Annotated in this window: 18 protein-coding genes, 1 riboswitch and 2 other annotated features; of the genes, 8 read left to right on the top strand and 10 right to left on the bottom strand. The window is 37.8% G+C overall.

Translation table 11 applies throughout. The features are described 5' to 3' along the window. Positions 1–2: 2 nt before the first annotated feature. The 9 genes from trpC to ACZ5R4_RS15700 form a co-directional block, all read right to left on the bottom strand. The gene (gene trpC / locus ACZ5R4_RS15740; protein ID WP_054860368.1) at positions 3–782 is read right to left on the bottom strand and encodes an indole-3-glycerol phosphate synthase TrpC; all 780 of its coding nucleotides are present in this window, start codon (positions 780–782) and stop codon (positions 3–5) included. After that, entirely contained in the window at positions 779–1,810 is a 1,032-nt protein-coding gene (gene trpD, locus ACZ5R4_RS15735; protein ID WP_464367598.1) for an anthranilate phosphoribosyltransferase, read from the bottom strand. Before trpD ends, trpC begins: the two co-directional genes overlap by 4 nt. Continuing rightward, a complete protein-coding gene (locus tag ACZ5R4_RS15730; protein ID WP_054860369.1) occupies positions 1,807–2,394 on the bottom strand; it encodes a glutamine amidotransferase-related protein in 588 nt (195 codons plus the stop codon). Before ACZ5R4_RS15730 ends, trpD begins: the two co-directional genes overlap by 4 nt. Next, complete coding sequence (trpE, locus tag ACZ5R4_RS15725) at positions 2,378–3,769, bottom strand: anthranilate synthase component I (RefSeq protein WP_181397656.1); 1,392 nt, start codon at positions 3,767–3,769, stop codon at positions 2,378–2,380. The genes ACZ5R4_RS15730 and trpE overlap by 17 nt, the downstream gene beginning before the upstream one ends. A 241-nt stretch (positions 3,770–4,010) precedes the next feature. Continuing rightward, positions 4,011–4,227, bottom strand: a binding site (T-box leader). A 39-nt stretch (positions 4,228–4,266) separates the two neighbouring features. Then, positions 4,267–4,514: a binding site (T-box leader), on the bottom strand. A gap of 125 nt (positions 4,515–4,639) precedes the next feature. Beyond that, complete coding sequence (locus ACZ5R4_RS15720) at positions 4,640–5,206, bottom strand: 3-dehydroquinate synthase II domain-containing protein (protein ID WP_347835297.1); 567 nt, start codon at positions 5,204–5,206, stop codon at positions 4,640–4,642. A 364-nt stretch (positions 5,207–5,570) separates the two neighbouring features. Then, positions 5,571–6,860 carry a Gfo/Idh/MocA family oxidoreductase gene (locus ACZ5R4_RS15715; RefSeq protein ID WP_464367597.1) on the bottom strand — a complete coding sequence of 430 codons (1,290 nt, stop codon included), beginning with the start codon at positions 6,858–6,860 and terminating at the stop codon, positions 5,571–5,573. A gap of 203 nt (positions 6,861–7,063) precedes the next feature. Then, positions 7,064–7,861, bottom strand: coding sequence for a LysM peptidoglycan-binding domain-containing protein (locus tag ACZ5R4_RS15710; RefSeq protein ID WP_109985477.1), 798 nt, complete (start codon positions 7,859–7,861; stop codon positions 7,064–7,066). A 263-nt stretch (positions 7,862–8,124) separates the two neighbouring features. Next, positions 8,125–9,684, bottom strand: coding sequence for a bifunctional metallophosphatase/5'-nucleotidase (locus ACZ5R4_RS15705; protein ID WP_277679062.1), 1,560 nt, complete (start codon positions 9,682–9,684; stop codon positions 8,125–8,127). 310 nt (positions 9,685–9,994) lie between these two features. Further along, positions 9,995–10,564, bottom strand: a complete 570-nt coding sequence (locus ACZ5R4_RS15700; RefSeq protein WP_054860373.1) for a nitroreductase family protein — start codon at positions 10,562–10,564, stop codon at positions 9,995–9,997. Between the two features lie 168 nt (positions 10,565–10,732). Beyond that, a riboswitch (SAM riboswitch) is annotated at positions 10,733–10,839 on the top strand. 145 nt (positions 10,840–10,984) lie between these two features. Between ACZ5R4_RS15700 and ACZ5R4_RS15695 the strand changes: the two genes are divergently transcribed. After that, a complete protein-coding gene (locus ACZ5R4_RS15695; RefSeq protein WP_464367596.1) occupies positions 10,985–12,838 on the top strand; it encodes a bifunctional homocysteine S-methyltransferase/methylenetetrahydrofolate reductase in 1,854 nt (617 codons plus the stop codon). Between the two features lie 61 nt (positions 12,839–12,899). Then, positions 12,900–15,188 carry a 5-methyltetrahydropteroyltriglutamate--homocysteine S-methyltransferase gene (gene metE, locus ACZ5R4_RS15690; protein ID WP_464367595.1) on the top strand — a complete coding sequence of 763 codons (2,289 nt, stop codon included), beginning with the start codon at positions 12,900–12,902 and terminating at the stop codon, positions 15,186–15,188. Between the two features lie 55 nt (positions 15,189–15,243). On the opposite strand, the gene ACZ5R4_RS15685 is transcribed toward metE, so the two are convergent. After that, the gene (locus ACZ5R4_RS15685) at positions 15,244–17,811 is read right to left on the bottom strand and encodes a 5'-nucleotidase C-terminal domain-containing protein (protein WP_464367594.1); all 2,568 of its coding nucleotides are present in this window, start codon (positions 17,809–17,811) and stop codon (positions 15,244–15,246) included. Positions 17,812–18,016: 205 nt separating this feature from the next. On the opposite strand from ACZ5R4_RS15685, the gene ACZ5R4_RS15680 reads away from it, so the two are divergent. The 6 genes from ACZ5R4_RS15680 (at position 18,017) to ACZ5R4_RS15655 (ending at position 24,965) form a co-directional block, all read left to right on the top strand. Continuing rightward, entirely contained in the window at positions 18,017–19,201 is a 1,185-nt protein-coding gene (locus ACZ5R4_RS15680; protein ID WP_464367593.1) for a galactokinase, read from the top strand. Beyond that, a complete protein-coding gene (galE, locus tag ACZ5R4_RS15675) occupies positions 19,198–20,193 on the top strand; it encodes a UDP-glucose 4-epimerase GalE (RefSeq protein ID WP_054860376.1) in 996 nt (331 codons plus the stop codon). The genes ACZ5R4_RS15680 and galE overlap by 4 nt, the downstream gene beginning before the upstream one ends. Before the next feature lie 2 nt (positions 20,194–20,195). Then, the gene (gene galT, locus ACZ5R4_RS15670) at positions 20,196–21,683 is read left to right on the top strand and encodes a UDP-glucose--hexose-1-phosphate uridylyltransferase (protein ID WP_464367592.1); all 1,488 of its coding nucleotides are present in this window, start codon (positions 20,196–20,198) and stop codon (positions 21,681–21,683) included. Positions 21,684–21,707: 24 nt separating this feature from the next. Then, positions 21,708–22,754 (top strand): aldose epimerase family protein, encoded by a 1,047-nt coding sequence (locus ACZ5R4_RS15665; RefSeq protein ID WP_464367591.1) that lies wholly within the window; start codon positions 21,708–21,710, stop codon positions 22,752–22,754. A 386-nt stretch (positions 22,755–23,140) separates the two neighbouring features. Then, the gene (locus tag ACZ5R4_RS15660; protein ID WP_054860378.1) at positions 23,141–23,626 is read left to right on the top strand and encodes a MarR family winged helix-turn-helix transcriptional regulator; all 486 of its coding nucleotides are present in this window, start codon (positions 23,141–23,143) and stop codon (positions 23,624–23,626) included. Beyond that, positions 23,619–24,965, top strand: coding sequence for an MFS transporter (locus ACZ5R4_RS15655; RefSeq protein ID WP_464367590.1), 1,347 nt, complete (start codon positions 23,619–23,621; stop codon positions 24,963–24,965). The genes ACZ5R4_RS15660 and ACZ5R4_RS15655 overlap by 8 nt, the downstream gene beginning before the upstream one ends. The last annotated feature ends 71 nt before the right edge of the window (positions 24,966–25,036 follow it).

The following is a 25,036-nucleotide window of genomic DNA, read 5'->3' as shown; positions in this document are numbered from 1 at the left end:
TATCATTCTCCTAACGGAATGCGCAAAATATCGAAGGTTTTCTTCAAATCAACAGAACGCATCATCGTTTCTCCTACTAAAATACCACGAGCTCCAGCCATAGCGACACGCTCTACATCAGCCCGATCCTTCATTCCACTTTCACTGATCAGCAATGTATTTTCTTTGTCAACCATCTCAGCTAATTGCTCTGTTACAGCTAGGTCTACCTCAAAGGTTTTAAGATTTCGATTGTTAATTCCGATAATTTTAGCTCCAATTCTATTTGCCATTTCCATTTCTTCTTGATTGTGTACTTCAAAAAGAATTTCTAAGCCTTTGCTGTCAGCATACTGATAAAGCTCCTTTAACCGACTTTCAGGTAATGCAGCTGCAATGAGTAAGATTAAGTTTGCACCTGCATCGTATGCTCGGTCGATTTGAATTTCATCGATAATAAAATCCTTATTTAATATAGGGACATTTACAACCTCTCTCACTGCTTGCATGTCTTCGATCGTTCCCTTAAAAAAAGGTTGGTCTGTCAATACAGAAATGGCTCCCGCACCACTAGCTTCATATAACTGGCCTTGCTCGGCGGGCTCCACTCCATCATTAATCAGTCCCTTCGATGGAGATGCCCGTTTCATTTCGGCAATAATGCTCATGTTCTTTGACTGACGAAACGAATCATACAAGGAGACAGGAGCACGTTTTGCTTGAAGCATACCAGGCTTGTAGTTTTTCTTTAATGTCGCTACTTCCTTTTCTTTTTCTGCTAGTATTTTTTCTAAAATAGTCATGATGACACCCCTTGCTTCATTCTCGTACTAATCGTAATAAGATTTTCTAATTTAGCTAATGCTGCACCTGAATCGATCGACTCTCGCGCAAGCTCCACTCCTTGTTTTATTGTTTCTGCTTTTCCATTGGCAAAGATACCTAAACCAGCATTTAGTAATACTGTATCTCGGTGTGGGCCTTTTTTGCCTTCTAGAACACTGCGTAAAATTCTAGCATTCTCTATGGCGTCCCCGCCTTTTATCGATTGATTATCCACTACTGGGAGATCTACTTCCTCGGGACTTAACGTGAATTGCATTAATTCTCCTCTGTCCAATAATACCAAATGATTCTCCCCAGCTAAAGAGGCTTCATCCATATAGCCATATCCATTTACAATCAACGCACGTTTGCGACCTAATTTGTGCAATACATTCGCCATCGTCTCTAATGAATCTCGGCGATAGGTTCCCATCAATTGTGAGGTTAGCTGGACTGGATTGGTTAATGGACCAATCACATTAAAAATTGTTGGCACCCCTAATTCTCTCCGAACCTTCATCGCATGCTTCATTGCAGGGTGGACATTAGGTGCAAATAGAAAAGCAATCCCATTTTCCTTTAATATTTCGTAGGTTTCTGGTCGTGTGAATTCGAGTGGTACACCTAAATGCTCCAACACATCAGCACTTCCGGTTTTACTAGAAATACTACGGTTTCCATGTTTAGCAACCGTAATGCCCGCACCTGCAATAACAAAAGCAGAGGTTGTGCTAATATTAAAGCTTTGTGATCCATCTCCTCCAGTGCCACAGTTATCCATTGCATCTGTTAAGTCATCTGGAAGGGATAATGGAGAAATTTCTAAAAGAACATTTACAAGACCTGTAATCTCATCAGATGTTTCCCCTTTTGCTTTTAATGCTGTAAGAAAAGCCCCTATTGCAATATCACTTGTTTCCTCTGTGAAAATCAGTCTTGCCGCTTGCTCCATTTCCTCTAATGTCAAATCCTCTTTTGCAATCACTTTATTTAAAAAATCCTTCATGCTTTCGTCTCCTTTCGAATAGCTTGAAAAAAGTTATTCAGTAGCTTTTTGCCTTTTCCGGTACCAATTGATTCAGGATGAAATTGCAATCCATATGTTGGCAAATAAGTATGCTTGATTGCCATAATTTCACCATCATCCATTGCTTGTGCTGTGACAAGTAACTCATCTGGTATGGTTGCATTTTCTATAACAAGGGAATGATATCTCATTACTTCTAACGGTTGCTCCAAATAACTAAAGATCTCATCATTGTTATGTCGAATCATGGAGGTTTTACCGTGCTTAATATAACTTGCCTTTACTATCCTTGCTCCAAATGCTGTACCAATCGTTTGGTGTCCTAAACAAATACCCAAAATCGGAAACTCTGTTGCTAAGTGTTTGACAATGTCAATACAAATACCTGCCTCTTCTGGAATACCAGGTCCTGGTGATAATATAATGGCTTCTGGCTCCCATTTTCTTATGTCATCAATCGTCAGTTTGTCATTACGGACCACTTTGACGGTTTTGCCAAGTTCTGAAATATACTGATATAGGTTATAAGTGAATGAATCATAATTATCAATGAGTAATATCATGTTTACTAACCTCCAGTAAGGCTCTAGCCTTATTCAATGTTTCCAGATACTCCGATTCTGGATCGGAATCATACACGATCCCTGCACCCGCTTGTACATAGGCATTGTTACCTTTAATAACCATCGTACGAATAGCTAAAGCTAAGTCCAGATCTCCATTTATGTTAATGTAGCCGACCGCTCCTGCATAAACTCCACGCTTTTTGTCCTCTAAATCGTTAATGATTTGCATGGCACGAATTTTTGGTGCCCCTGAAACCGTTCCTGCTGGTAATGCTGAAATAAGTGCATCCAACCCCGTGTAATTGTCTGTTAAAGTACCATGCACTTCGGAAACAATGTGCATAACATGTTGATATCTTTCAATCGCCATATATTTCGGGATCGTGATCGAGCTTATTTCACATACACGGCCAAGATCGTTTCTACTAAGGTCGACAAGCATTTTGTGTTCTGCTAATTCCTTCTCATCGGCTAATAACTCGGTTGCTAGCTGTGCATCCTCCTGCTCTGTTGCACCACGGGGTCTTGTTCCTGCAATAGGATTAGTAATAACTTCTTTGCCAGTTGTTTTAATTAAGCTCTCTGGTGATGCACCAAGCACAATATAGTCATTAAAGTCAATAAAATACATATATGGTGATGGATTTGCGACTCTAAGCTTTCGGTAAAAAGTAAAAGGATCCGCCTCAAAGCTTGCTTTCATTCTTTGAGATAAAACAACTTGAAAGATATCGCCCTCTACTATGTGTCTTTTTGCTGTTTCTACCATTTCTAGAAATCTACTCTTCTGAATAGAAGGCTGGAAGCTAACATGCAATTCTTCTTCTTTTAACGGCTTTTCATGTGTCCAGATCTCTTCTTCCATTTCAACAAGCCGTTCCTCCAAAATCGACTCTTCTCGATCTCCATTTAAGTCCATCGTTAATAAAGTGACTTTTTGCTTCATATGATCAAAAACGATGACATCCTGGTAAAACATCATGTGAACATCTGGCATTTCTATCTCATCCTCTAGTTTTTCACCGATATATTCATATTGCCGAATCGTATCATAGCCAATATAACCAATGGCTCCACCATAAAAAGCATATGGTAAAGGAAGATCTATATTTGGCGTATGTTCTTTTACTACCTCTAATGGCAATTGTTCGATAGTTTCCTCTTCACCTGTTGTCAGGTTTATTACTGTCGAATTTTTCTTTGAACCAATAATTTCTTTATACGGATTTACACCAATAAAAGAAAAACGTCCTTTTTGATCATGGGCTCCTGAACTCTCAAGCAAAAACTTTTTCGTACCCTTTAATCGATGAAAGATTGATATCGGTGTGATTGTATCCCCATTTAATCGCTTGCTTCTGTAATTCACCATTTCCTCTACTCCTTTTCAATGATTTAACGAAGTATGTTAGAAAAACTCGTATACGTTCGTCCTTTGACGAATGCCTAGCTTTGCGTATTAGAAAAACCCGCATTCGCTCGTCCTTTAGCGAATGCTTAGTTTTGCTTATACTTGGTACCTTGAAATTTCAGCTACGTCGAAACGCTACTGTGTAGAAATTTTATACTTTCCTAATGTATAAAAAAATCCCTATATATACCTTGTTTGTATATATAGGGACGGGTTTTTTCCGCGGTGCCACCACTATTTGAAGGATCTCCACACTCCTTCCTCTCATTCATCCGATAACGTGGATGAGGCGTTGCTCTATACTTTTTTCCAGAGCACTCTCAAAGGTCCATTCTGCTTACCTTGTATACTGGTTTCCACCATGCCCAGCTCTCTATCACACAATAAGTAAACCTACTAATCCTTCTCATCAATTTTTCTATCGATTTTTAACACATATAAAAAGGGCTCCCCCATCCGAAAAGGACGAGGAAACCCGTGGTACCACCTTTATTAGCTGAAGATCAGCTCACTAATCACGTCATAGCTTTTATATGCTATAACGCTACCCTTTTGCAACGAGTGGGGATCTCACCAAAGCCTACTAACAAATGTGTTCGGTTTGGGGCTCAGAAGTCCATTCACCTATCTAACACACTGGTTCTCACCAACCACCAGCTCTCTTCTGTGCTTTGATTCGGCTACTACTCTTCATCAATGCCAAACGAATGAAAATGTTGCTACTATCATAGTATGTTCTCATTCATTTGTCAATGCCTTTTACTTAATTTTTTGAAAATTCTTAATATAGTGATTTCCATGATGGAGGGGGTCCCCGACATGCAAAAGGTGCTAAAATTCATTTATTTCTTCTTCAATCTTTTTCCCTAAATGTCTTCCAGGCTGATCTACTTGCACCATTACATGGTCACCCTTCTTTAATGTAATCGCCTGTATTTCCGTTCCATCTGGAGCTAGTACATGAACACTATCTGCTACTTGTAAAGTGACCGATAGCTCCTTGTTTTCTACCTTTAACACCAAGCGGATTAACGGGCGCTTTTCAACCTTTACTCTTCCGACCGCAACACTACGTGATGAACCAGATTCTGAAATAACTGAAATATAATCTCCTGGTCTCATTTCTGCTAAATAGGCAGTTTGATCTTCTTCCTTTAAAATGTAATGATGAATAGCACCACTATTCACTCGAAATGGTCTTCCTGGATAAGTATCTGTCGTTCGATTTTCAGCTAATACTAGGACATAGCCGTGTCCGGTATTCCCGACAAGTATTCCTTCGGATGGCTCTAATTTATCAACAAAATCAAGGCATACTCTAGATCCTTCACCTATTTCTTTTATTTCCACTACCTCTGCTTCCTTTAAGGATATTTTCATTAAGTCACCTTCCACCATAATTTCCTCATTTTTTACATATTTTGTCCATAGCTAATTCTATCGTAATCATATAGAATAAAAAATGAAAATTCAATTAACGAGGATTTTTCACCATAGTACGAAGTATATAAAAGTAGCAAATGGGAGGGATAGACATTGCGGAAATGGTTAGTAATGCTGTTTCTTCTATTAATTGCGTCCTTCAGTTTTATTGGATATAGTACGTTAACACAATCTGATGATAGTGAAACAATTGAAATGGAGCATAAATAGAAGAAATGAATCTATAATGAGGCTTTTCAAGACACTAAAAGCTTTGATAACAACAAATTTGGTACAGTGTTAAATAGAAACACTGTACCAAAACTAAATATCTATTTCATTATCTTTTTAAATCTACTAAATCTGCAACTTTGATTGCTTGCCCTGTTTGTAAGGACTTGTTTCCTGCAATTCCTGTAAGAATCGAAATCGCGCCATCAATGTGAGAAGCTGCTCGGTTGAATTCGTCTTCTTTTGGCACCCCAAACAAATCATTTAATAATTCTGGGTCACCACCACCATGGCCACCTGCTTTTTCTTCTACTTCTACAACATATGGTTCACCGAACATTGGGATAACACGTAACACTTTTTCCTTTAGCTTACCTTCATCCCCTTTTTCTCCACCAGAATTAATGTAAGATTGTTCACGAACCTGCACTTCAATTCGCCCTTTAGAACCATTAAAGGCAATTTGGAATCCTTCCCAAGGCAAGTAAGCATTAAGTGAATAGGTTAAAATAGCTTTATTTTTATAGGTTACGACAACCCCAAGTGTATCCTCAATACTTATTCCATCACCAAAAACACTCTGGTCTCTTTGATAGCCGTCTTCTTTTTCCGCATCTAAATACATCGATTTTAGATGTTCATTAGCTTCTAAATCAATTGCAAATGGGTCACCCTTTGCATTTTCACTACCATGAGCCCTTTGATAAAACTTTGTTACTCCTCTGCGTTCGGCATTCTCCTTCCCATAAAAGCGAAGACCACCAGTTGCATAGACCGTTTCCGGTTCTGTGTTCAACCAAAAATTCACTAGATCAAAATGATGGGTGGATTTATGAACAAGCAATCCTCCACTATTTCGTTTATCTCTATGCCAACGACGGAAATAATCTGCACCATGCTGTGTATTCAATGCCCATTCAAAATGCACCGAATTCACTTCTCCAATCACACCGTCACGAATGAGTTCACGAATCTTTGTGTTATGTGGTGCATAGCGATAATTAAAGGTTACGCGAACTTGTTGACCGGTTCGTTCAATTGTATCAATAATCGCTTGTGTCTTTTCTGCATCAACTGTCATTGGCTTTTCTGTAATAACATCACAGCCAAGCTCCATTGCGCGGATGATGTAGCGATGATGCGTTCGATCTACAGAAGTAACAATAACAATATCCGGCTTCTCCTTTTCAATCATTTCATCAAATTTATCAGACGTATATGTGTTAATCTTCTCCAAGCCATACTTATCCTCTAAAAGCTTGTTTGCATAATTAAGACGAATTTGATTGGAATCACAAAAGGCAATTAGAGAGCTAGTCTCTTGAAAATCTCGTACCAATGCTCCATAGAAGAATTCCGCTCGACCACCAGTTCCAACTAATACATACTTCTTCTTCATTAGTAAACACTCCCATTTTGTGTAATCGGTTGCAAAAATACTAAATAACAACGTTGTTAAGATTATAATTCATTTATAGAAAAATAGCAATCCCTAATCTTTGAAATTGTTTATCTATTTTTGAATATGTTTGTTTTTTAGCATTGATAAAAAATAAAAAACCCTCTCATCTACGAGAGGGTTGGTATTATCCAGCTTTTTTCCTATTCTAAAATAGTCACATCCACTTGTTTTCTACCCCAATCAAAGGCTTCATCCTTTGTCGGTACATGGACATCAATTCTATTGCCTTTAATCGCTCCACCTGTATCTCCAGCAATTGCTTCACCATAGCCTTCCACATGTACTCTTGTACCTAGTGGGATAACATCTGGATCAACCGCAACTACCTTCATATTAGGATTTTCTAGTAAATTAATACCTGTTGCTGTTGTTCCTGAACAACCATCACATTTTGCTGTATAGGCTGTTGCAGTAACAGTAATTGTTTTACCTTCTTCTTGTTTGTCTTGTTCAGTTGATAGCTGTTCAACTGGTGCTTGTTTAGATTCCTCTTTGGATGCTTCTTGCTTCTCCTCTGTTTCTACCTTTGGAACTACCGAAGCTTCTGGGGTGCTTTTTTCTGTTGATTTATTTTCTTTTGAAGTATTTACGTCTTTTAACGTAAGTTCTTCTCCAATTAAGATAAGGTCTGTCTCTAAGTTATTCCATTTTTGAATATCATCGACAGTAACTCCATATTCTACTGCGATTTCACTTAAAGAGTCCCCTTTTTTAACGTTATAAGTAATCTCGTTATCTATCTTTATAATTTGTTTCGGGATAATAATATCTGATTCTAAGTTATTAATCTCTTTTAATTTTGCAACAGATGTTTCGTTCTCTTTAGCAATTCCCCACAATGTATCTCCTTGTTGAACTTCATGTGTACTGGCTAATGCTGGATTTACCACTAAGAAACTTGCAGCGACGAACGCTGTGGTAATGAAAAACTTCTTCATCAATCGTTGCCTCCTTTTCTAGTTGACAAGCTACACTATAACATAGAGTTTTATCGCTTGTGGTTACAGCGAAATTAAGAGTCTGTAACAATCATTACGATATTACGTAAGCTTGTCATATTTGTCATTATGGGGCAACAATCTATTATTTTATACGTGGAAACGTAATATTTTCTCCTACTTTTTTACACAACTAGACTCCAAACCCAGTATTGATAGAGTTTGTAGAGTATTTGAAAACTCTGGTATATTCTAGAAAACTCTTACTTTTCCACAACTACTGAGAAATTATGATTACACTTCGCCTCTAGATAGTTTCGGTTTAATAGATCATTCGCAATTAGCTCTGTCATATCGATCGGAATATCTTTCACGATTTCTTTTCCTCGAAACATATCATAATTTCCTCCACCACTTGCTCGATAGTTATTCATGACCACCGAGTAAAACCGATCCATTTCTAGTGCTTTATTTTGAAAAAGCAATTTAGTTACCCGATTTCCAATTGGGTTCGCTATATTCAACTCATACTCAATTCCTTCCCACATATCATAATTATAGTGCTCTGGCTTCGGCTCTAAAAATAGTGAATTTACAGCTAACTCACCAGCTTCATTCAAGGTAAAATAGCTAGCATTCTTTTCTATTGCTTCTTTTATATCCTTTCCTCGCAATTTTAAAACCTTCAATGTATTTGGATATACATAATTTGAAACTATGTCTCGCATCGTAACATGCTTGGGAAACCCGGGTGATTGATTGTGAAAAAGGGCCGTGCATGATATGTCAACATCTGCTACTTTCATTTGCAATGTATTGATATATTCAATAAACGGGTGCTCCTCTATCCTTGCTTGAAACGGGTCTTTTATTTCCATATCACCTTTCACTTCCGTTATTGGCTGATCCAGCCATTCCTGTACGAGCTTCTCTTCTTCCTCGATTAGCGCAATAGTCGGTTGATTTGATCGAATATCGTCTTTCACATAATGAAGCTTTGGTTTAATACTTGTAACCTCTTTTTTATTATTAAAGGCAAGCTCAATTTCTCCTAAAGCCTTCCCATTACTGCCTGTTTGAATGATTGGAACCCCATTAATTGTTGTTGTTAAAAATCGATGCTGATGGCCGGTTATTAATAAATCGATACCTGTTATTTCTTCACACATTTGATACGCTTGATTTTCACCGGTTAAGGCTTCTGTCGCTTCCCCTGTTTCCGGGTCTCTTTCTACCCCTCCATGGTAGCTTACAACGAGTAGATCTGGCCTTTCTTCTTCTCTAACCTTTTTCACCCATTTATGCGCAGCCTCACAAGCATCTTCAAAGACTAAATCACGAATATGTGTTGGATCCTCCCAATGTGGTATAAAATGAGTGGTAATGCCTAAGAAGGTTATTTTTATACCATTAATTTCTTTTGTTACATATGGGGTACCAAAAAAAGGTTCTCCTGTGTGTTTGTCTAATATATTAGCAGCTAACCATGGGTAATTTGTTTTATTTACTACATTTTTGAGATACTCTATCCCGTAATTAAATTCATGATTTCCGAAAATCGCCATGTCATAATGTAAACTATTTCCTATTTTTATTAAAGGACTTCTTTTCGCTTCTTTATATGCAGCAAAATAATAAGTAAATGGGCTCCCTTGAATGAAATCTCCATTATCGACGAGAATTACTTCTTTTTCTGACCTTATTCTATCGATTAGGGAAGCTATCTTAGCTAGTCCCATATTTTTCTCTACTTCTTCTCGGTAATTAGTAGGATAAATATAACCATGGATATCACTCGTTACACAAATAGATATGGATGTCATTTTCTTTCTCCTTCTTCAGCAATTGTTGATCCCTATTATACCGAATAAATTGGGACGAAAGGAAAAAGTTTACACTTTCTTAACTTACATTTAACACTAGCTTTTCATTCATTTGATATATTAAAGATGTTCCAAATTGAGCAATGCTGCAAGGATTGCTTTCTCACAAAATGATAGCCCCTTTTTCTTGGTTGCCGATGATATCGCTTCATCGGCACTTTTTTTGCTTAGAAAGTGATGAATTATAACAGAAATAAAAAAACTTGGCTTTACGCCAAGTCGTTTAGTTTAGCTTTTTCATCAAAGATTATTAGTCTAATTCTGTTATTCTATCATTCACATTTATTCTAGGAATAGGGTTAACTTGTTTCGCTGGATAGCCGACTTGAAGTAAGCCAACTACTCGTTCATCATCCTTCAAGTCGATAAGTGCAGCTGTCTCCTCACAAAACGACAATTTACCAGTTTTCCAAAAAACACTTAATCCTTCCTCCCAAGCTAACAAACTGAAATTTTGAATAAGACAGCTAGCCGAAGCATAATCTTCTTCTCTCAGTTTTTCTTGAGGATGAAGCGTATTAATAACCATAATGATAAATGGAACGTTCATGATCTTTTGGTAGCCATTTTCGCCTATCTGCTCTAGCTCCTCACCAGAGGCATTCTTTGCTTTTTCTTTCGCTACCTCTCGATTGATTTCTGCTAATTTTTTCTTTGATTCGCCTGTTATAAATACAAAACGCCACGGCTCAGTCATTTTATGATTGGGCACCCAGACAGCTATACTTAATAAATCTTTCATTAGTTCCTTAGAAACAGGATTTTCTTTATAGTTTGAAATGGAGCGTCGCTCTTTTATAAGATTTTTTAAACTTGCCATCATCTAATCTCCTTTTTAATGAGAATCATTTTCAATGATACCATCATTCTTGTTATCAAACAAGTTGAATAACAATCTAGGAAAAAAATTCAATTTTTTATTAAAAATGACTTGAAAGTATTTTACTTATAATGTAATATAATGACAACAAAACTTCATAAAGCTTTACTCTTATCAAGAGAGGTGGAGGGACTGGCCCTGTGATACCTCAGCAACCGTCTTTATTAGACAAGGTGCTAATTCCAGCAAGCGCAACAACGCTTGAAAGATGAGGAACGTGAGATCTATTTATATAGAGTCTTCATCTTTCAAGGGATGAAGATTTTTTTGTTTTTCTGGGCCTTTTGTTCAAAAAACAGCAATTATAGTGGAGATTGCTTGTTTTTTATAAATGATTATGAAAAGAAAAGAGGTGAAAGAATGACATCATCACTCCTACAAGCTCTCAAAGAAAATATCCTCATAGCAGATGGTGCGATAGGTACTTTACTTTACGCACATGGGGTTGATCAATGCTTTGAAGCATATAATCTATCAAAACCAGAAGAGGTCCTCCAAGTTCATCAATCCTATATTGACGCTGGGGCAGATATCATCCAAACCAATACGTATGGAGCCAATTATATTAAGCTAGCAAGATTTGGCTTGGAGGAGGAAGTACACCAAATAAATACACGTGCTGTCCAATTAGCTAAACAAGCAGCAAAAAATGAAACATTTGTACTTGGGACGATTGGTGGAATTCGAGGAATTCAAAAGCTAGTCACATCCAAAAAAGACATCATAAGGAGCTTCAAGGAACAATTATTTAGCCTTCTATTAGAAGGTGTAGATGGCATCCTATTAGAAACTTATTATGACATCGACGAATTAACCGCTGTTCTAGAAATTGCAAGAAAAGAAACAGACCTCCCTATTATTACAAATGTATCGATGCATGAGCCTGGTATTTTAGAAAACGGTATGTCCTTAGCTGATGTATTAACACAGCTAGAAGTACTTGGTGCAGATGTCGTTGGGGTTAATTGTCGTTTAGGTCCACACCATATGATTGAGTCACTAGAAGCCGTACCATTACCTGAGCGAGCACACTTATCAGCATTTCCAAATGCTAGTCTACCAGCATATGAAAACGGCAAGCTTGTTTACAGCAAGCAAACAGATTATTTCAAACGATGTGCAAAGGAATTCCGAGATCAAGGAGTACGTCTTATCGGAGGGTGCTGTGGAACGACCCCAGAGCATATTAGGGCCTTAAAGGATGGTATTGAGGGACTAACACCTATTTTAGACAAAACCGTCCAGGTGAAAGAAGGACTGATCACACTCCCTTCTTCCCAAACTGTCCAGTCGAATCCGACATTGGTGGATAAAGCTAAGAAACAGCATACCGTTATTGTTGAATTAGATGCACCAAAGCATCTAGAAATTGATGAGTTTATTAAAGGGGCGAAAGCTCTGGAAGATGCAGGTGTGGATGCGATTACTTTAGCGGATAATTCACTTGCTACACCGCGAATCAGTAATTTAGCGATGGCTGTCAAAATGAAACAACTCCATCTAAATGTTACACCACTTATCCACCTCACATGTAGAGATCGCAACCTAATCGGCCTGCAAGCACACCTAATGGGGTTACATACACTGGGCTTCCATGAGATTTTAGCAATAACGGGTGATCCTACAAGAATTGGTGGATTTCCTGGTGCCTCATCCGTATTTGACGTAACTTCCTTTGAATTAACACGATTAATCAAGCAGTGTAATCAAGGGTTATCCTTCTCTGGTGCTTCCTTAAGAGAGAATACCGCCTTTCAAGTAGCTGCAGCCTTCAATCCAAATGTCGCAAACTTAGAAAAGGCTGTGAAAAGAATGCACAAAAAAATCGAGCACGGTGCAGATTATTTTTTAACACAACCAATTTTTAGTCACGAAAAAATCATTGCACTTGCTCGGGAAACCAAGCATATAGAAGCACCTATTTTTATCGGAATCATGCCACTCGTTTCCTATAAAAATGCTGAATTTTTACACCATGAAGTTCCAGGGATGAAGCTGTCTGATGAAGTAAGGGCAAGAATGCAAGCCCGATCTAATCGAGCAGATGCGATCCGTGAAGGAATAGAAATCGCAAAGGAATTAATTGATACAGCTATTTCCTATTTCAACGGTATTTATCTCATCACACCTTTTATGAATTACGAAATTACCGTTGAATTAACCGATTATGTCCATGAAAAAACAAAAGCAAAATCAACAGCAAAGATAAGGTAAGACTTCTAAAACGGGGAATTCCTTTAGCTGTAATAATATGAAAGAAAAAGGAGAATAAAATATGACAACATTCATCAGTTCTAATCTTGGGTATCCGAGAATCGGGGAAAAAAGAGAATGGAAGCATGCTCTTGAATCTTTTTGGGGAAACAATATAACAGAAAAAGCATTAATCAACCAAACTACTAAATTACGTTTAGCTAACCTAGAAAAACAACAAAAACTAGGTATTGATTGGATTCCTGTTGGAGATTTTTCCTTCTATGATCACGTACTTGATACCGCTTTTTCCTTTGGTGTCATTCCTACAAGATTTCAAGACCTAGACGAAAAATCACTAGATACGTATTTTGGAATTGCACGTGGTACAAAGGAAGCAGTTGCTGCTGAAATGACGAAATGGTTTAATACAAACTATCATTACATTGTACCTGAATTAAATGATGTAACACCAAAGCTTGTCGAAAATCGTCCATTAACTTATTTCCTTGAAGCAAAGGAAAAGCTCGGAATTATCGGAAAACCTGTACTAATTGGTCCGGTTACTTTCGTAAAACTATCTAAGGGCTATGAAGAAAATGAACTATCAGACTGGGTAGAGAAATTTCTGCCATTATATGCTCAAGTTTTAAACGAATTAACGGAAGCTGGAGCAGAATGGATCCAAATTGATGAACCAATTCTAGGGACAAATATTTCTAATCAGGAGTTAGAGCTCATTGAAAAAACCTATCAGACCTTACGTGCAGAAGCACCCCAAGCAAAAATATTGCTACAAACATATTTTGAAACGGTTCAACATTATCAAAAGGTCGTACAGTTTCCCGTTAATGGGATAGGTCTAGATTTCATTCATGGTGAAAGCTTAGAATTAATCAAAAAATGGGGATTCCCGAAAGATAAGGTTCTAGCTGCCGGAGTCATCAATGGACGCAATGTATGGCGTGCAGACTTAGACACAACCCTTGAACTAGTGGAAGAAATTAATGGAGCAGTTGATGTGGAGACAATTATTTTACAACCTTCCTGCTCTCTGTTACATGTCCCTGTAACAAAAGATAGTGAAAGTAAAATGGATCCTATTATATTAAATGGACTTAGCTTTGCAGATGAGAAGCTAAAAGAAATTCAGGCGATCACTGAAGGTGCCAATAAAGGAAAAGCATCGATTCAGACGATTCTAGAAGAAAGTAAGACAGCAAGAGAGGCGCTTGCTCATTCATCTTATCGCCAAAATCAATCTGTTGCACAGGAGTTGAAGGAGCTAGAAGGGGAAGAAGTCAAAAGGACCATTCCATTTAGTAAAAGAATCCGACTACAGCGAGAAGAGTTAAAATTACCTATACTACCGACGACTACCATTGGAAGCTTACCTCAAACAGCTGAGGTAAAAGGCACCCGTACGAAGTGGCGTAAAGGGGACATTACTAATCAAGAATATCTTGAATTCATTGATATAGAAACGAAAAAATGGATTCAAATTCAAGAGGACCTTGATCTAGATGTACTCGTACACGGTGAGTTTGAACGTACCGATATGGTAGAATTCTTTGGTGAAAAGCTAAATGGTTTTGCTGTAACTGAATTCGGTTGGGTTCAATCTTATGGTTCTAGATGTGTAAAACCACCACTAGTAGTGGGAGATGTATCATGGAGTAATCCAATGACTGTAAGAGAAATTGTATTTGCCCAATCCTTAACGAAGAAACCAGTGAAGGGAATGTTAACAGGGCCTGTTACGATTTTAAATTGGTCGTTTGTCCACGAGGAGCTTCCTCGATTCACTGTACAAAATCAAATCGCACTAGCTCTTGAGAAGGAAGTGCTCGCATTAGAAAAAGCTGGAGTACAAATTATTCAAGTCGATGAACCTGCCCTTAGAGAAGGTTTACCACTCGATCATTTGAAATGGCCAGCATATTTCGATGCAGCGATCAAAGCCTTCCGCATTTCAACAGCAACCGTGAAGCCATCAACGCAAATTCATACACATATGTGCTATTCTGAATTTAGTGAAATTTTCGAAGTAATCGATGCGTTAGATGCGGATGTTATCTCTATCGAAACATCTAGAAGTCATGGTGAATTAATTGATACATTTGAGAAGAATAAGTATGATAAGGAAATTGGACTTGGTGTCTATGATATCCATAGTCCGCGTGTTCCAAGTGTCGAAGAAATTAAATTAAATATCGAAAGAGCATTAAGAACCATTGATGCTAAGCAATTTTGGATTAATCCAGATTGTGGTCTAAAAACACGAGGTGAAGCGGAAACCGTTGCTGCTTTAGAAAATATGATTACTGCTGCTAAACAAGTAAGAGAAGCCTATTCTGTTACAAATAAATAGTAGGTTAGTAAATAGTAAAGATGCACCCTTGCTTATGAGGATGCATCTTTCTTTTTTACACTCTTTGCTTTTTTCTTCCTATCATAAATAATATGAGGGATGCCAGCACTAGCCCAGCGCCTGCTAGCATTAGATCAAAAATAGAGGTTGCCGTATTAGGTAGCGGATTCTTCGATTGTTCATTCTCCGCGATTTTATCATTATTGGAGTTGTTGCGCTCATTTTCTATTTTATCCTTATTACTAGAATTCCCCCCCTTGTCTTGATCATTGGGGGTTTCTTCATTATTAGGATCTTCTACTCCATTATTTTCTGTTGGCTTTTCTTCGTTATTAGGGTTGTCCTCGGTAGTTGGATCTTCTTCCGGTTGATCATAATTAGGAGAGTCTTCATTAGGATCATCTTCACCTTGTTCGGTAAATTCGGAAATATCAGCTACTTTTGTTGGCTTTAATTGAAATGTCCCATTATATACGCTAGATACACCAATGATATTTACTTTGTCACCATTTTCAAAAGGGAAGGCATCATAGGCTAATCCTGTACGGTTATCTACGCGAACTAATACAGCTTGTCCATTCGTAGTTGCCATAAACTCAAAGGTTCCATAATCATTCACTTTTTCTAATTCGGAAATGGTAGCTCCTTTGATTACAACTAACTGCCCTTGGTTCTGCTCACTAATTTCTGACGGATTAACCTCCACTGCATCTGGTAATGGGCTTTGACCTGTTTTCTCTAATAAAGAGATATCAGTTAATTGTCGTTCACCATTATATTCACCAGTAACAGCAGTTAATTTGACCTGATCTCCAACTGTTACCTCATCACTTCCAAAGACATAGATACCCGCTGTTTCATCTTGTATGTAGAAGCCATTGCCACCCCAGGCACCAGGTGTAGTTGTAACCACACCTTCTATGGTTACCTCTGAACCTGTTTCTGCATTACGAGCTTCATTAATGGAGACCTCGCCTAGAATATTTTCTGGAGTATTTTCTATCCCCACAATCCTTCCTTCAGAGCCAATTTGTATCGGATTTTCCTCAGTAGAGCCTAATGATTTCACGTAGTTAACAAAAGCGTCTAAATCAACTGGACCCATTTCTACATTCTGACCTTTTTCACTAATTGGACGATGCTTATCACTAAGGGAGGTCCCCATATAATTGTTGACAACCAATGTATAAGAACCATTTGGATCAATCGCTGTTCCATCTGGAAAGGTGATGTCGATGACTTTATTTGTAGCTATATCCCAAGTATAGTGTAAGCCTGCAATACTATAATCTGGTCCATAAATTGGAGATAGCTGTGCATTTAAAATAGGGTAAAGATCCTCCCCTTTTATCTCCATCTTCATTAGGGTATTTCCAAATGGCATGATATTATATAAATCTCCCCAAGTAATCTCACCTTGTAGTAGATCATCACGAATGCCACCACCATTCATCATGGCAAAATCCGCATCTATCTGCCATAGCATCCCATCTGCGATAAGATTTCCTAATCCATGATCCCCATTATTTGTATAATCACCAGTAAGGTCTTGTCCGTTATACCCTAGCTTTTGATTCATTTTTGGTTCAATCAAATCCTGATATTTTGTTAAAATGTCACGAACGGCTGGATCAGGCTCTTTCTTATTTTGATCAACAAAAACGACTTCCGCTTGCTTTTTAATAATATCCTGTGTGCTACGGTCGATTTGAATATCGATATCTGCGAATGCTTTTCCATACTCACTTGCTTGCACGATTAATTTATTATCAACTACACCATTCACAACTTGATGGTTGTGGGCAGCAAAAATAATATCTACTGCATCATCTACTTGTTTCGCTAGTTCAGCAGATTCGCCTACAGCTGTTTCACCACTTTGCTCAGCAGGAATATGTGCTAAAACAACGATAGCTTCAATTCCTTTTGCTTGGAGTTCCTCTACTGCTTGATTCACAGCAGCTGCTTCGTTTGTAAATTCAATATCTTCGATCCCTGCTGGCATTACCATTCCAGCAGATGCTTGTGTATTAACCCCAACAAAGCCAATTTTTACATCCTCCACCTCTGCTATAGCATATGGTGGCAATATAGTTTCACCGGAATCCTTGTAAACACAGTTGGCACATAGATTAGCAAAATTCATTCCATCATAACCCGCAGTACCTAAACCATCAGGATGCTCACCACCATTCACCATTCTTAGAAGTTCTGTTGTACCCTCATCAAATTCATGATTTCCAACTGTCCCATAATCAAAGCCGATTTCCTCCATAATTTCTACAGTAGGTTCATCTTGGAATAAACCAGACACTGGTGCACTTCCACCGATCATATCTCCTGCATGTACGATAATCGAATTTGGATGTGCTTGATCTCTCTCTTTTAAATAGGAAGCAACATAATCCATTCTCCCGTAAACTCCGTCTACAACACCATCACCTGTTATGTCTAACTCATAGGATTGATCAATTTTTCCGTGAAGATCATTCATACTAAGTAGTTGAACATCTACTAGATCTTCTGCTGCACTCACTTCTCTACCAAAAACACTAGAAAACTGTGAGACAATGAGCAAGAAAAAAAGTAACATACCAATAAATCTCTTCGTTGAATGATTCATCTTGATTTTCCTCCTTTAATTCTAGTAATCTACCAATCTATATTTTATCAAGGAAAAAGAATAGAAGGATTAACACTATGTAAAGAAATGGTAAGGAATATTTATCAAAATTTTAATGATTAGCCCTTGTATTTTTACATGAAATCACCTACAATTTAGTTAGTAAATTAAATTAATTAAGTCGATATCAAAGGGGGAACTAACAATGGAATGGAAACAACTTATCTCATCATTTCACAATATTTTTCAAACAAATACTAATCCTAGAGCCTTTTTTGCACCAGGGAGAATTAATCTAATCGGGGAACATACGGATTACAATGGTGGTCATGTCTTCCCTGCCGCTATTTCATTCGGGACTTATGCAATCGTAGCTCCTCGTGAAGACCGTATGCTTCGGTTTTATTCTGAAAATTTTGCAGAAAAAGGAGTTTTAGAGGTATCCTTAGATGATTTGAGCTATAAGCAAGAAGACGATTGGACCAATTATCCAAAAGGCATGGTAAAATACTTTATCGAGGAAGGTTTTTCCATCCATCATGGCTTTGATGTTTTATTCTATGGAAACATTCCAAACGGTGCTGGGCTTTCTTCTTCTGCTTCGATTGAATTAGTAACAGGTGTTTTATTAGAAAAGCTGTTTAACCTAAACATTGACAGAGTAAAGATTGTCCAAATCGGTCAAAAAGTGGAGAATGAATATATCGGTGTGAATAGTGGTATTATGGATCAGTTTGCGATTGGTATGGGAAAAAAAGACCATGCCCTGCTACTGGATTGTGATACCCTCCATTATGAATATGCACCGATTGTGTTAGAGGATCATGATATCATCATTATTAACACGAATAAACGCAGGGAATTAGCTGATTCGAAATACAATGAGCGCCGTAGCGAGTGTGAGCAAGCTTTAGCTGATCTACAAAAAGAACTTTCCATTAGAAGCCTTGGGGAATTGACACCAGAGCAATTTGAAAAAAACCGCTCACTTATTAAAAATGAAGTAAATCAGAAGCGCGCAAAGCATGCTGTCTATGAAAATGCACGTACGATCAAGGCATTGCAGAAATTAAAAGCTGGTGAATTAAAAGCCTTTGGGGAGCTAGTCAATCAATCTCATGTTTCCTTACGTGATGATTATGAGGTAACAGGCCTTGAATTAGATACTATTGCCGAAGCAGCTTGGCAGCAAAAAGGGGTCATCGGTGCGCGTATGACAGGAGCTGGATTTGGTGGTTGTGCGATTGCCATTGTAGAGAAGACTGAATCAAGAGCCTTTCAGGAAAATATTGCGAAGGTCTATGAAGAAAAAGTAGGCTACCCTCCTACCTTTTATATTGCTGCAATCGGTGATGGTGCCAAAGAATTAATGGAGGAGGAAAATAAATGAGAATTTTAGTGTTAGGTGGAGCTGGCTATATTGGATCACATGCTACTTACCAATTAATCGACAAAGGTCATCAAGTAGTAGTAATCGATAATTTAGAAACAGGTCATGCTGGAGCTGTACATCCAGATGCAAGCTTCTACAATGGAGATATTCGTGATATTGAGTTCTTACGTGAAGTCTTTTCCCACGAAAAAATCGATGGTGTGCTTCACTTCGCAGCCAATTCTCTTGTAGGTGAATCAATGGAAAAACCATTGAAATACTTTGATAACAATGTCTATGGAACACAAGTATTGTTACAAGCAATGACCGAATTCCAGATTAAAAACATTGTCTTCTCCTCTACTGCAGCAACTTATGGAGAACCAGAACAAGTACCTATTACAGAGAATATGCCTACACTTCCTACCAGCACGTATGGTGAAACAAAACTTACCATGGAAAAAATGATGAAATGGGCAGAAGTTGCGCATGATATCCGTTATGTGTCTTTAAGATACTTCAACGTAGCAGGTGCCCGAAGTACAGGAGAAATTGGGGAGGATCACAGACCGGAGACTCATTTAATTCCGATTGTACTACAAGTAGCACTTGGTCAAAGAGAGTATATCTCAATTTTCGGAGAGGATTACGATACCCACGATGGCTCTTGTGTTCGAGACTATATACATGTAGAGGATCTTATTGATGCACACATTCTCGCTTTGAACTATTTACAGGATGGCGGGGAAAGTAATATTTTCAACCTCGGGAGTAGTCAGGGCTTCTCAGTAAAAGAAATTATTAAAACGGCAAGAGAAATTACGGGTCACGAAATTCCTGCAAAGGTTGCCGAAAGACGCGCTGGCGATCCTAGTACCTTAATTGCAGGTTCTGAAAAAGCAAAACAAATTCTAGGCTGGAGTCCGTCTAGAACTGATATTAAACGAATTATTACCGATGCTTGGAATTGGCATCAAGCAAATCCCCAAGGCTATAAAGAGGAGGCATAAGCATGGCAAATCTCTCGCAGCTTATTGAGTCACTTGTACAAAAAGCGATCAATAAAGAACTCATTCATCCTAGTGATGCCATTTATGCAAGAAACCAAATACTTGGATTAGTCAAGGTTGATAGCTTTGAGGAACAGGACTCCCTTTCAGCTGAATTATCCATACCTGAGCTACTCGAAACCATTACAGAAGATGCTATAAACCGTAATATTATCGAGGATTTATTAGATGAAAAGGAAAAACTCCAAGCACAAATCATGAATGTCTTTTTATCGAAGCCATCTGAAATTAATCAGGTCTTTTATCAAAAATATGAGGAAGCACCGACTAAAGCAACCGATTATTTTTATCAATTAAGCAAGGATAGTAACTATATCCAAACAAAGCGAATTGCGAAAAATATTCAATTCAAATCAGCATCCGACTACGGTGATTTAGATATTACGATTAACCTATCCAAGCCTGAAAAGGATCCTGAGCAAATCAGGCGGGAGCGTGAAATGAAGCAGGATTTAGCCTATCCTAAATGCCTGCTCTGTGCGGAGAACGAAGGTTATGTTGGACGAATTGGACACCCAGCTAGATCGAATCATCGGATTATTGAAGTACCACTTGAGGGAGAAGAGTGGTTCCTGCAATATTCGCCGTACGTTTATTACAATGAGCATAGTATTATCTTTGCCAAAGAGCATCGCCCAATGAAAATTAATCGGGATTCCTTTGCAAGATTAACAGCTTTTGTAGAGAAATTCCCTCATTATTTCATTGGGTCAAATGCCGACCTGCCAATAGTAGGTGGAAGTATACTATCCCACGATCACTACCAAGGTGGTAATTATACATTTGCAATGACAAAAGCAGAAGATGAATTTTCCTTTAAAATAGAGGAATATCCAGAGGTTTGCGCATCTGTTATAAAATGGCCAATGTCTGTCATTCGTATACGTCATCAGGATCGCCAGCCATTAATCGAAGCAGCCGATTATATTTTACAAAAATGGCGCGATTATAGTGATAAAGAGGCAGAAATCTTCGCCTATACAGGTGAAACACCTCATAATACAATTACACCAATTGCTAGAATGAGAGATGGCAAATTTGAGTTAGATCTTGTATTACGCAACAATCGTCAAACAGAAGAACACCCGATGGGATTATTCCATCCACATGAAGATGTTCATCATATTAAAAAAGAAAACATTGGACTTATTGAGGTTATGGGGCTTGCCGTACTCCCTCCAAGACTAAAAGGGGAACTAGAAGAAATCAAAAAACATTTACTCAACGAAGAGATAAGCATTGCAGATTATCATCGAAATTGGGTACAATCAATAAAGAAAAGGCATACAAATATTGCTAAAGAAAATGTCAAGCAAATCGTAGATGATGAATTAGGAAAGAAATTCGCTAGAGTTCTAGAGGATGCAGGTGTCTTTAAAACAAATGAAACTGGTAGAGGGGCCTTTAAACGCTTCCTTTCACATCTATAAAAGTAGGTAGGAGGAGTTATCGGAATGGAAATAAAAACAGATGTAGTTTCTGTAAAGGATCAGAAATGGAAAGAATTTACACTAATTAATGATCATGGTATGGAGGTCTCTATCCTTGATTTTGGAGGAATTATTACAAGAGCTATGACACCAGATCGTGATGGCAAGCTAGAAAATGTCGTGATTGGGTTTAATAACTACGAGGATTACCTAGATAACCCGGGTTATTTCGGTGCACTCATTGGGCGAGTCGCTGGACGTATTGAAAAAGCCCAATTTGAATTGGATGGAAAGGCTTATACCCTTCCAAAAAATGAAGGAGACCATCATTTACACGGTGGGGAACCTGGCTTCCATAAGTCTATCTGGTCTGTCGTTCCTTTTGAAAATAAGGAAGAGGTTGGATTAACGTTAACTCTAGATAGTAAGGATGGAGAAAACGGCTATCCTGGTAATCTTAGAATGACGGTAATTTATACGCTAACGAATGAAAATGCCCTAACAATTGCTTATGAAGGTGTTGCAGATCAAAACACCGTTCTCACTGCGACAAATCATTCGTATTTTAACTTAAGCGGAAACTTAAAAACAGATATTCAAGAACATGAAATCACTTTAGATAGTAGCGAATTTGTTGAATTAGATGATGAGTTAATTCCAACAGGTTCCATCTTAAACGTCGATGATACGGTATTTGATTTTCGAAATGGGCGTCCGATGAAGGATGGCGTAAGCTCTGAATTTAAACAAAATTTAGTAGCGAATCACGGTTATGATCATTACTTTTTATTCGATCACACAAAAGAAGTAAGTGCACAGGTTTATGAGAAAGAAAGCGGGCGTGAACTAAAGGTGATCACAGACCAACCAGGTGTTGTCATGTATACTTCGAACAATTTACCTGAAGGCTTGAAGCTACGCGAACGGGAATCAGCTCGATACTTAGGGCTTTGCTTGGAAACACAAGCATCACCCGCATCGATCCATCATGACGGTTTCCCATCAGTATGGTTAGATAAAGACGAAAAATATTACGCGAAAACTACTTTTGTATTTGGGGTAAGAGAATAATATTTGACTGAGGGGCCACATATTGTGTGGCCCTATCTCTTTATTCAGATATCCACAATAAAACTTTAATGTAATATAATGGATTTTTACGAAAAATATGCTAGAGGTCTTGATTTTCGAGTTATTTTCGCAAAAGATACTACTGGACAAAACTATATAGATAACGGCTAAATCAATGGTATGGCCCTCCTTTTTAGACATTGTTATCGAATGCTACTTATCACTACCCTCATTACTTAATCTTCTTCAGTTTAAAATGTATCCATCTACTAGTTTTGCAACGAATAAATTTTTCCATCCACCATACTCGAAAAATAGTTGCATACGCAACTAAATTGTACTATAATTATAAAAAGTTGCGTATGCAACTAATAAGGAGGGATCTTATGTCGAAGCCTCAGATTCAATCAGTAGGTAAATTAATTAGTACGATTAATCGTTATTCAGAGATGTACATTAGCAGAAATCTTCAGCAATTTGGAATTGGTTCAAGCCAAATGCATTTTTTGATGCTGTTATATCAGCGTGATGGTGTGACACAATATGATTTGGCACAGCGACTGTATGTTGATAAAGCTACAGCAACACGTGCTATTCAGAAACTTGAACTAGAGGGTTATATAATACGACACCCAAGCAAGCAGGATCGCCGTCAAAACCTTGTATATGTAACCGAAAAGGCCTTGAATATCCGACAACAAATTATAGATATTCTGGGACAATGGACAGATATTCTCACTAAAGAGATGTCGACATCAGAAAAAGCAAGCTTGCTTACATTACTAAATCAAGCTGCACATCATGCCATTGAAGCAAATGAGAAGAAGCATTCTACAGAAAGGAATGATAATGATGGAACTCCAAATGAATGAAAAAAGAAGGTTGTTGAGGGTGCTTGTGTTTATCCTAATTTTTTCTGTAATGAATGCATTTATATTCAATGTTGCTTTACCTACCATTCGAGATGAATTCTCACTAACTTCAGCTGATGTCAGTTGGGTTCTGTCTTCCTATATGGTGGTTTATGCTATTGGTACAGTAGTATATGGGAAGTTAGCTGATTATTACTCACTTAATCGATTACTGACCTATGGCTTGTTGTTGTTAGCTTTCGGATCAATAATAGGAATATTCGCCATTGATTTTAGAATGGTCATTGTGAGTCGTATTCTCCAAGCATCCGGTGCCTCCGTCATACCTACCATGTCAATGGTCATTCCAACACGCTTTTTCCCAGAAAAGGAACGCGGAAAAGCACTTGGTACGATTGCTATTGGTATGGCATTAGGGACAGCCCTTGGACCTATTATTTCAGGTGTTGTTTCAGAATTTAGTAATTGGCGCGTACTTTTTACCTTATCACTATTCCCATTAATTAGTCTTCCTTACTTCAAAAAATACTTGCCGAAAACCTCTAAGAAAGGACTAAAACTCGATTATATTGGTGCTGGATTATTGGGTGTAACCGTTGCACTCTTTCTTTTAGCTATTACACAAACAAATTTAGTCTACTTCATTTTTGCAACAATACTTCTTACCTTCTTCATAATTCACATTTACAATCATAGCAATCCTTTTGTTAATTTTAAATTATTTAAAAATAAAGCATATTCTTTGATGCTTATTATTACATTTTTTGCCGCTTCACTTTTATTTGCTCTAACGTTCGCTACACCGTTACTGTTAAATGACGTATATCAACTATCTCAACTCTCAATAGGTCTTGTATTGTTTCCATCCGCAATCATTGCTGCACTACTCGGAAAAAGAGGAGGGAAATTAGCTGATAAAAAAGGTAATCAGTTTCTATTCTATCTGTCAGTTGGATTACTTTTCTGTTGTTATGTACTTATCTCTGTATTCGTGGAGATTGACCCCATATGGATTATGACAATTTTAATCTTTGGCAATGTAGGAGCGACTTTTATTCGTGTTGCTTTATCCAATTCAATTTCCATGACATTGCCACAGAACTCCGTTGGAATAGGAATGGGCTTTTTCTCAATGTTTAATTTTATAGCTGGTGCTGCTGCAACAAGTATGATTGGAGCGTTTCTTGAACAGGATTCTAATTTCACTAGTTTGCTACCATTTGAATATTCAAATAACGCTGCTTTATATAGTAATCTTTTTCTAATATTCACTTTTATTAGTATATTAATTGGTGTGTCGTTTGCATATATTACTAGACATCATAAATCTAACGTATAATATTTCCTCACTCACAGGAGACTTGTAATGTTAGCTCTAATCGCTAGTTTTACTCTAACAGAAATAGAAGT

This window comes from Gracilibacillus sp. JCM 18860, from assembly GCF_055395245.1.
This window is presented reverse-complemented; position numbering and strand designations above follow the sequence as displayed.

Excerpts from the sequence above, each read along its gene's own strand:
- ACZ5R4_RS15730 (WP_054860369.1), bottom strand. The coding sequence starts at position 2,394 with ATGATATTACTCATTGATAATTATGATTCATTCACTTATAACCTATAT.
- ACZ5R4_RS15660 (WP_054860378.1), top strand. The coding sequence starts at position 23,141 with ATGTCGAAGCCTCAGATTCAATCAGTAGGTAAATTAATTAGTACGATT.
- trpE (WP_181397656.1), bottom strand. The coding sequence starts at position 3,769 with ATGGTGAATTACAGAAGCAAGCGATTAAATGGGGATACAATCACACCG.
- metE (WP_464367595.1), top strand. The coding sequence starts at position 12,900 with ATGACAACATTCATCAGTTCTAATCTTGGGTATCCGAGAATCGGGGAA.
- galE (WP_054860376.1), top strand. The coding sequence starts at position 19,198 with ATGAGAATTTTAGTGTTAGGTGGAGCTGGCTATATTGGATCACATGCT.
- ACZ5R4_RS15655 (WP_464367590.1), top strand. The coding sequence starts at position 23,619 with ATGAATGAAAAAAGAAGGTTGTTGAGGGTGCTTGTGTTTATCCTAATT.
- ACZ5R4_RS15715 (WP_464367597.1), bottom strand. The coding sequence starts at position 6,860 with ATGAAGAAGAAGTATGTATTAGTTGGAACTGGTGGTCGAGCGGAATTC.
- ACZ5R4_RS15710 (WP_109985477.1), bottom strand. The coding sequence starts at position 7,861 with ATGAAGAAGTTTTTCATTACCACAGCGTTCGTCGCTGCAAGTTTCTTA.
- ACZ5R4_RS15695 (WP_464367596.1), top strand. The coding sequence starts at position 10,985 with ATGACATCATCACTCCTACAAGCTCTCAAAGAAAATATCCTCATAGCA.
- ACZ5R4_RS15705 (WP_277679062.1), bottom strand. The coding sequence starts at position 9,684 with ATGACATCCATATCTATTTGTGTAACGAGTGATATCCATGGTTATATT.
- ACZ5R4_RS15720 (WP_347835297.1), bottom strand. The coding sequence starts at position 5,206 with ATGGTGGAAGGTGACTTAATGAAAATATCCTTAAAGGAAGCAGAGGTA.
- ACZ5R4_RS15665 (WP_464367591.1), top strand. The coding sequence starts at position 21,708 with ATGGAAATAAAAACAGATGTAGTTTCTGTAAAGGATCAGAAATGGAAA.
- trpC (WP_054860368.1), bottom strand. The coding sequence starts at position 782 with ATGACTATTTTAGAAAAAATACTAGCAGAAAAAGAAAAGGAAGTAGCG.
- ACZ5R4_RS15680 (WP_464367593.1), top strand. The coding sequence starts at position 18,017 with ATGGAATGGAAACAACTTATCTCATCATTTCACAATATTTTTCAAACA.
- ACZ5R4_RS15700 (WP_054860373.1), bottom strand. The coding sequence starts at position 10,564 with ATGGCAAGTTTAAAAAATCTTATAAAAGAGCGACGCTCCATTTCAAAC.
- galT (WP_464367592.1), top strand. The coding sequence starts at position 20,196 with ATGGCAAATCTCTCGCAGCTTATTGAGTCACTTGTACAAAAAGCGATC.
- trpD (WP_464367598.1), bottom strand. The coding sequence starts at position 1,810 with ATGAAGGATTTTTTAAATAAAGTGATTGCAAAAGAGGATTTGACATTA.
- ACZ5R4_RS15685 (WP_464367594.1), bottom strand. The coding sequence starts at position 17,811 with ATGAATCATTCAACGAAGAGATTTATTGGTATGTTACTTTTTTTCTTG.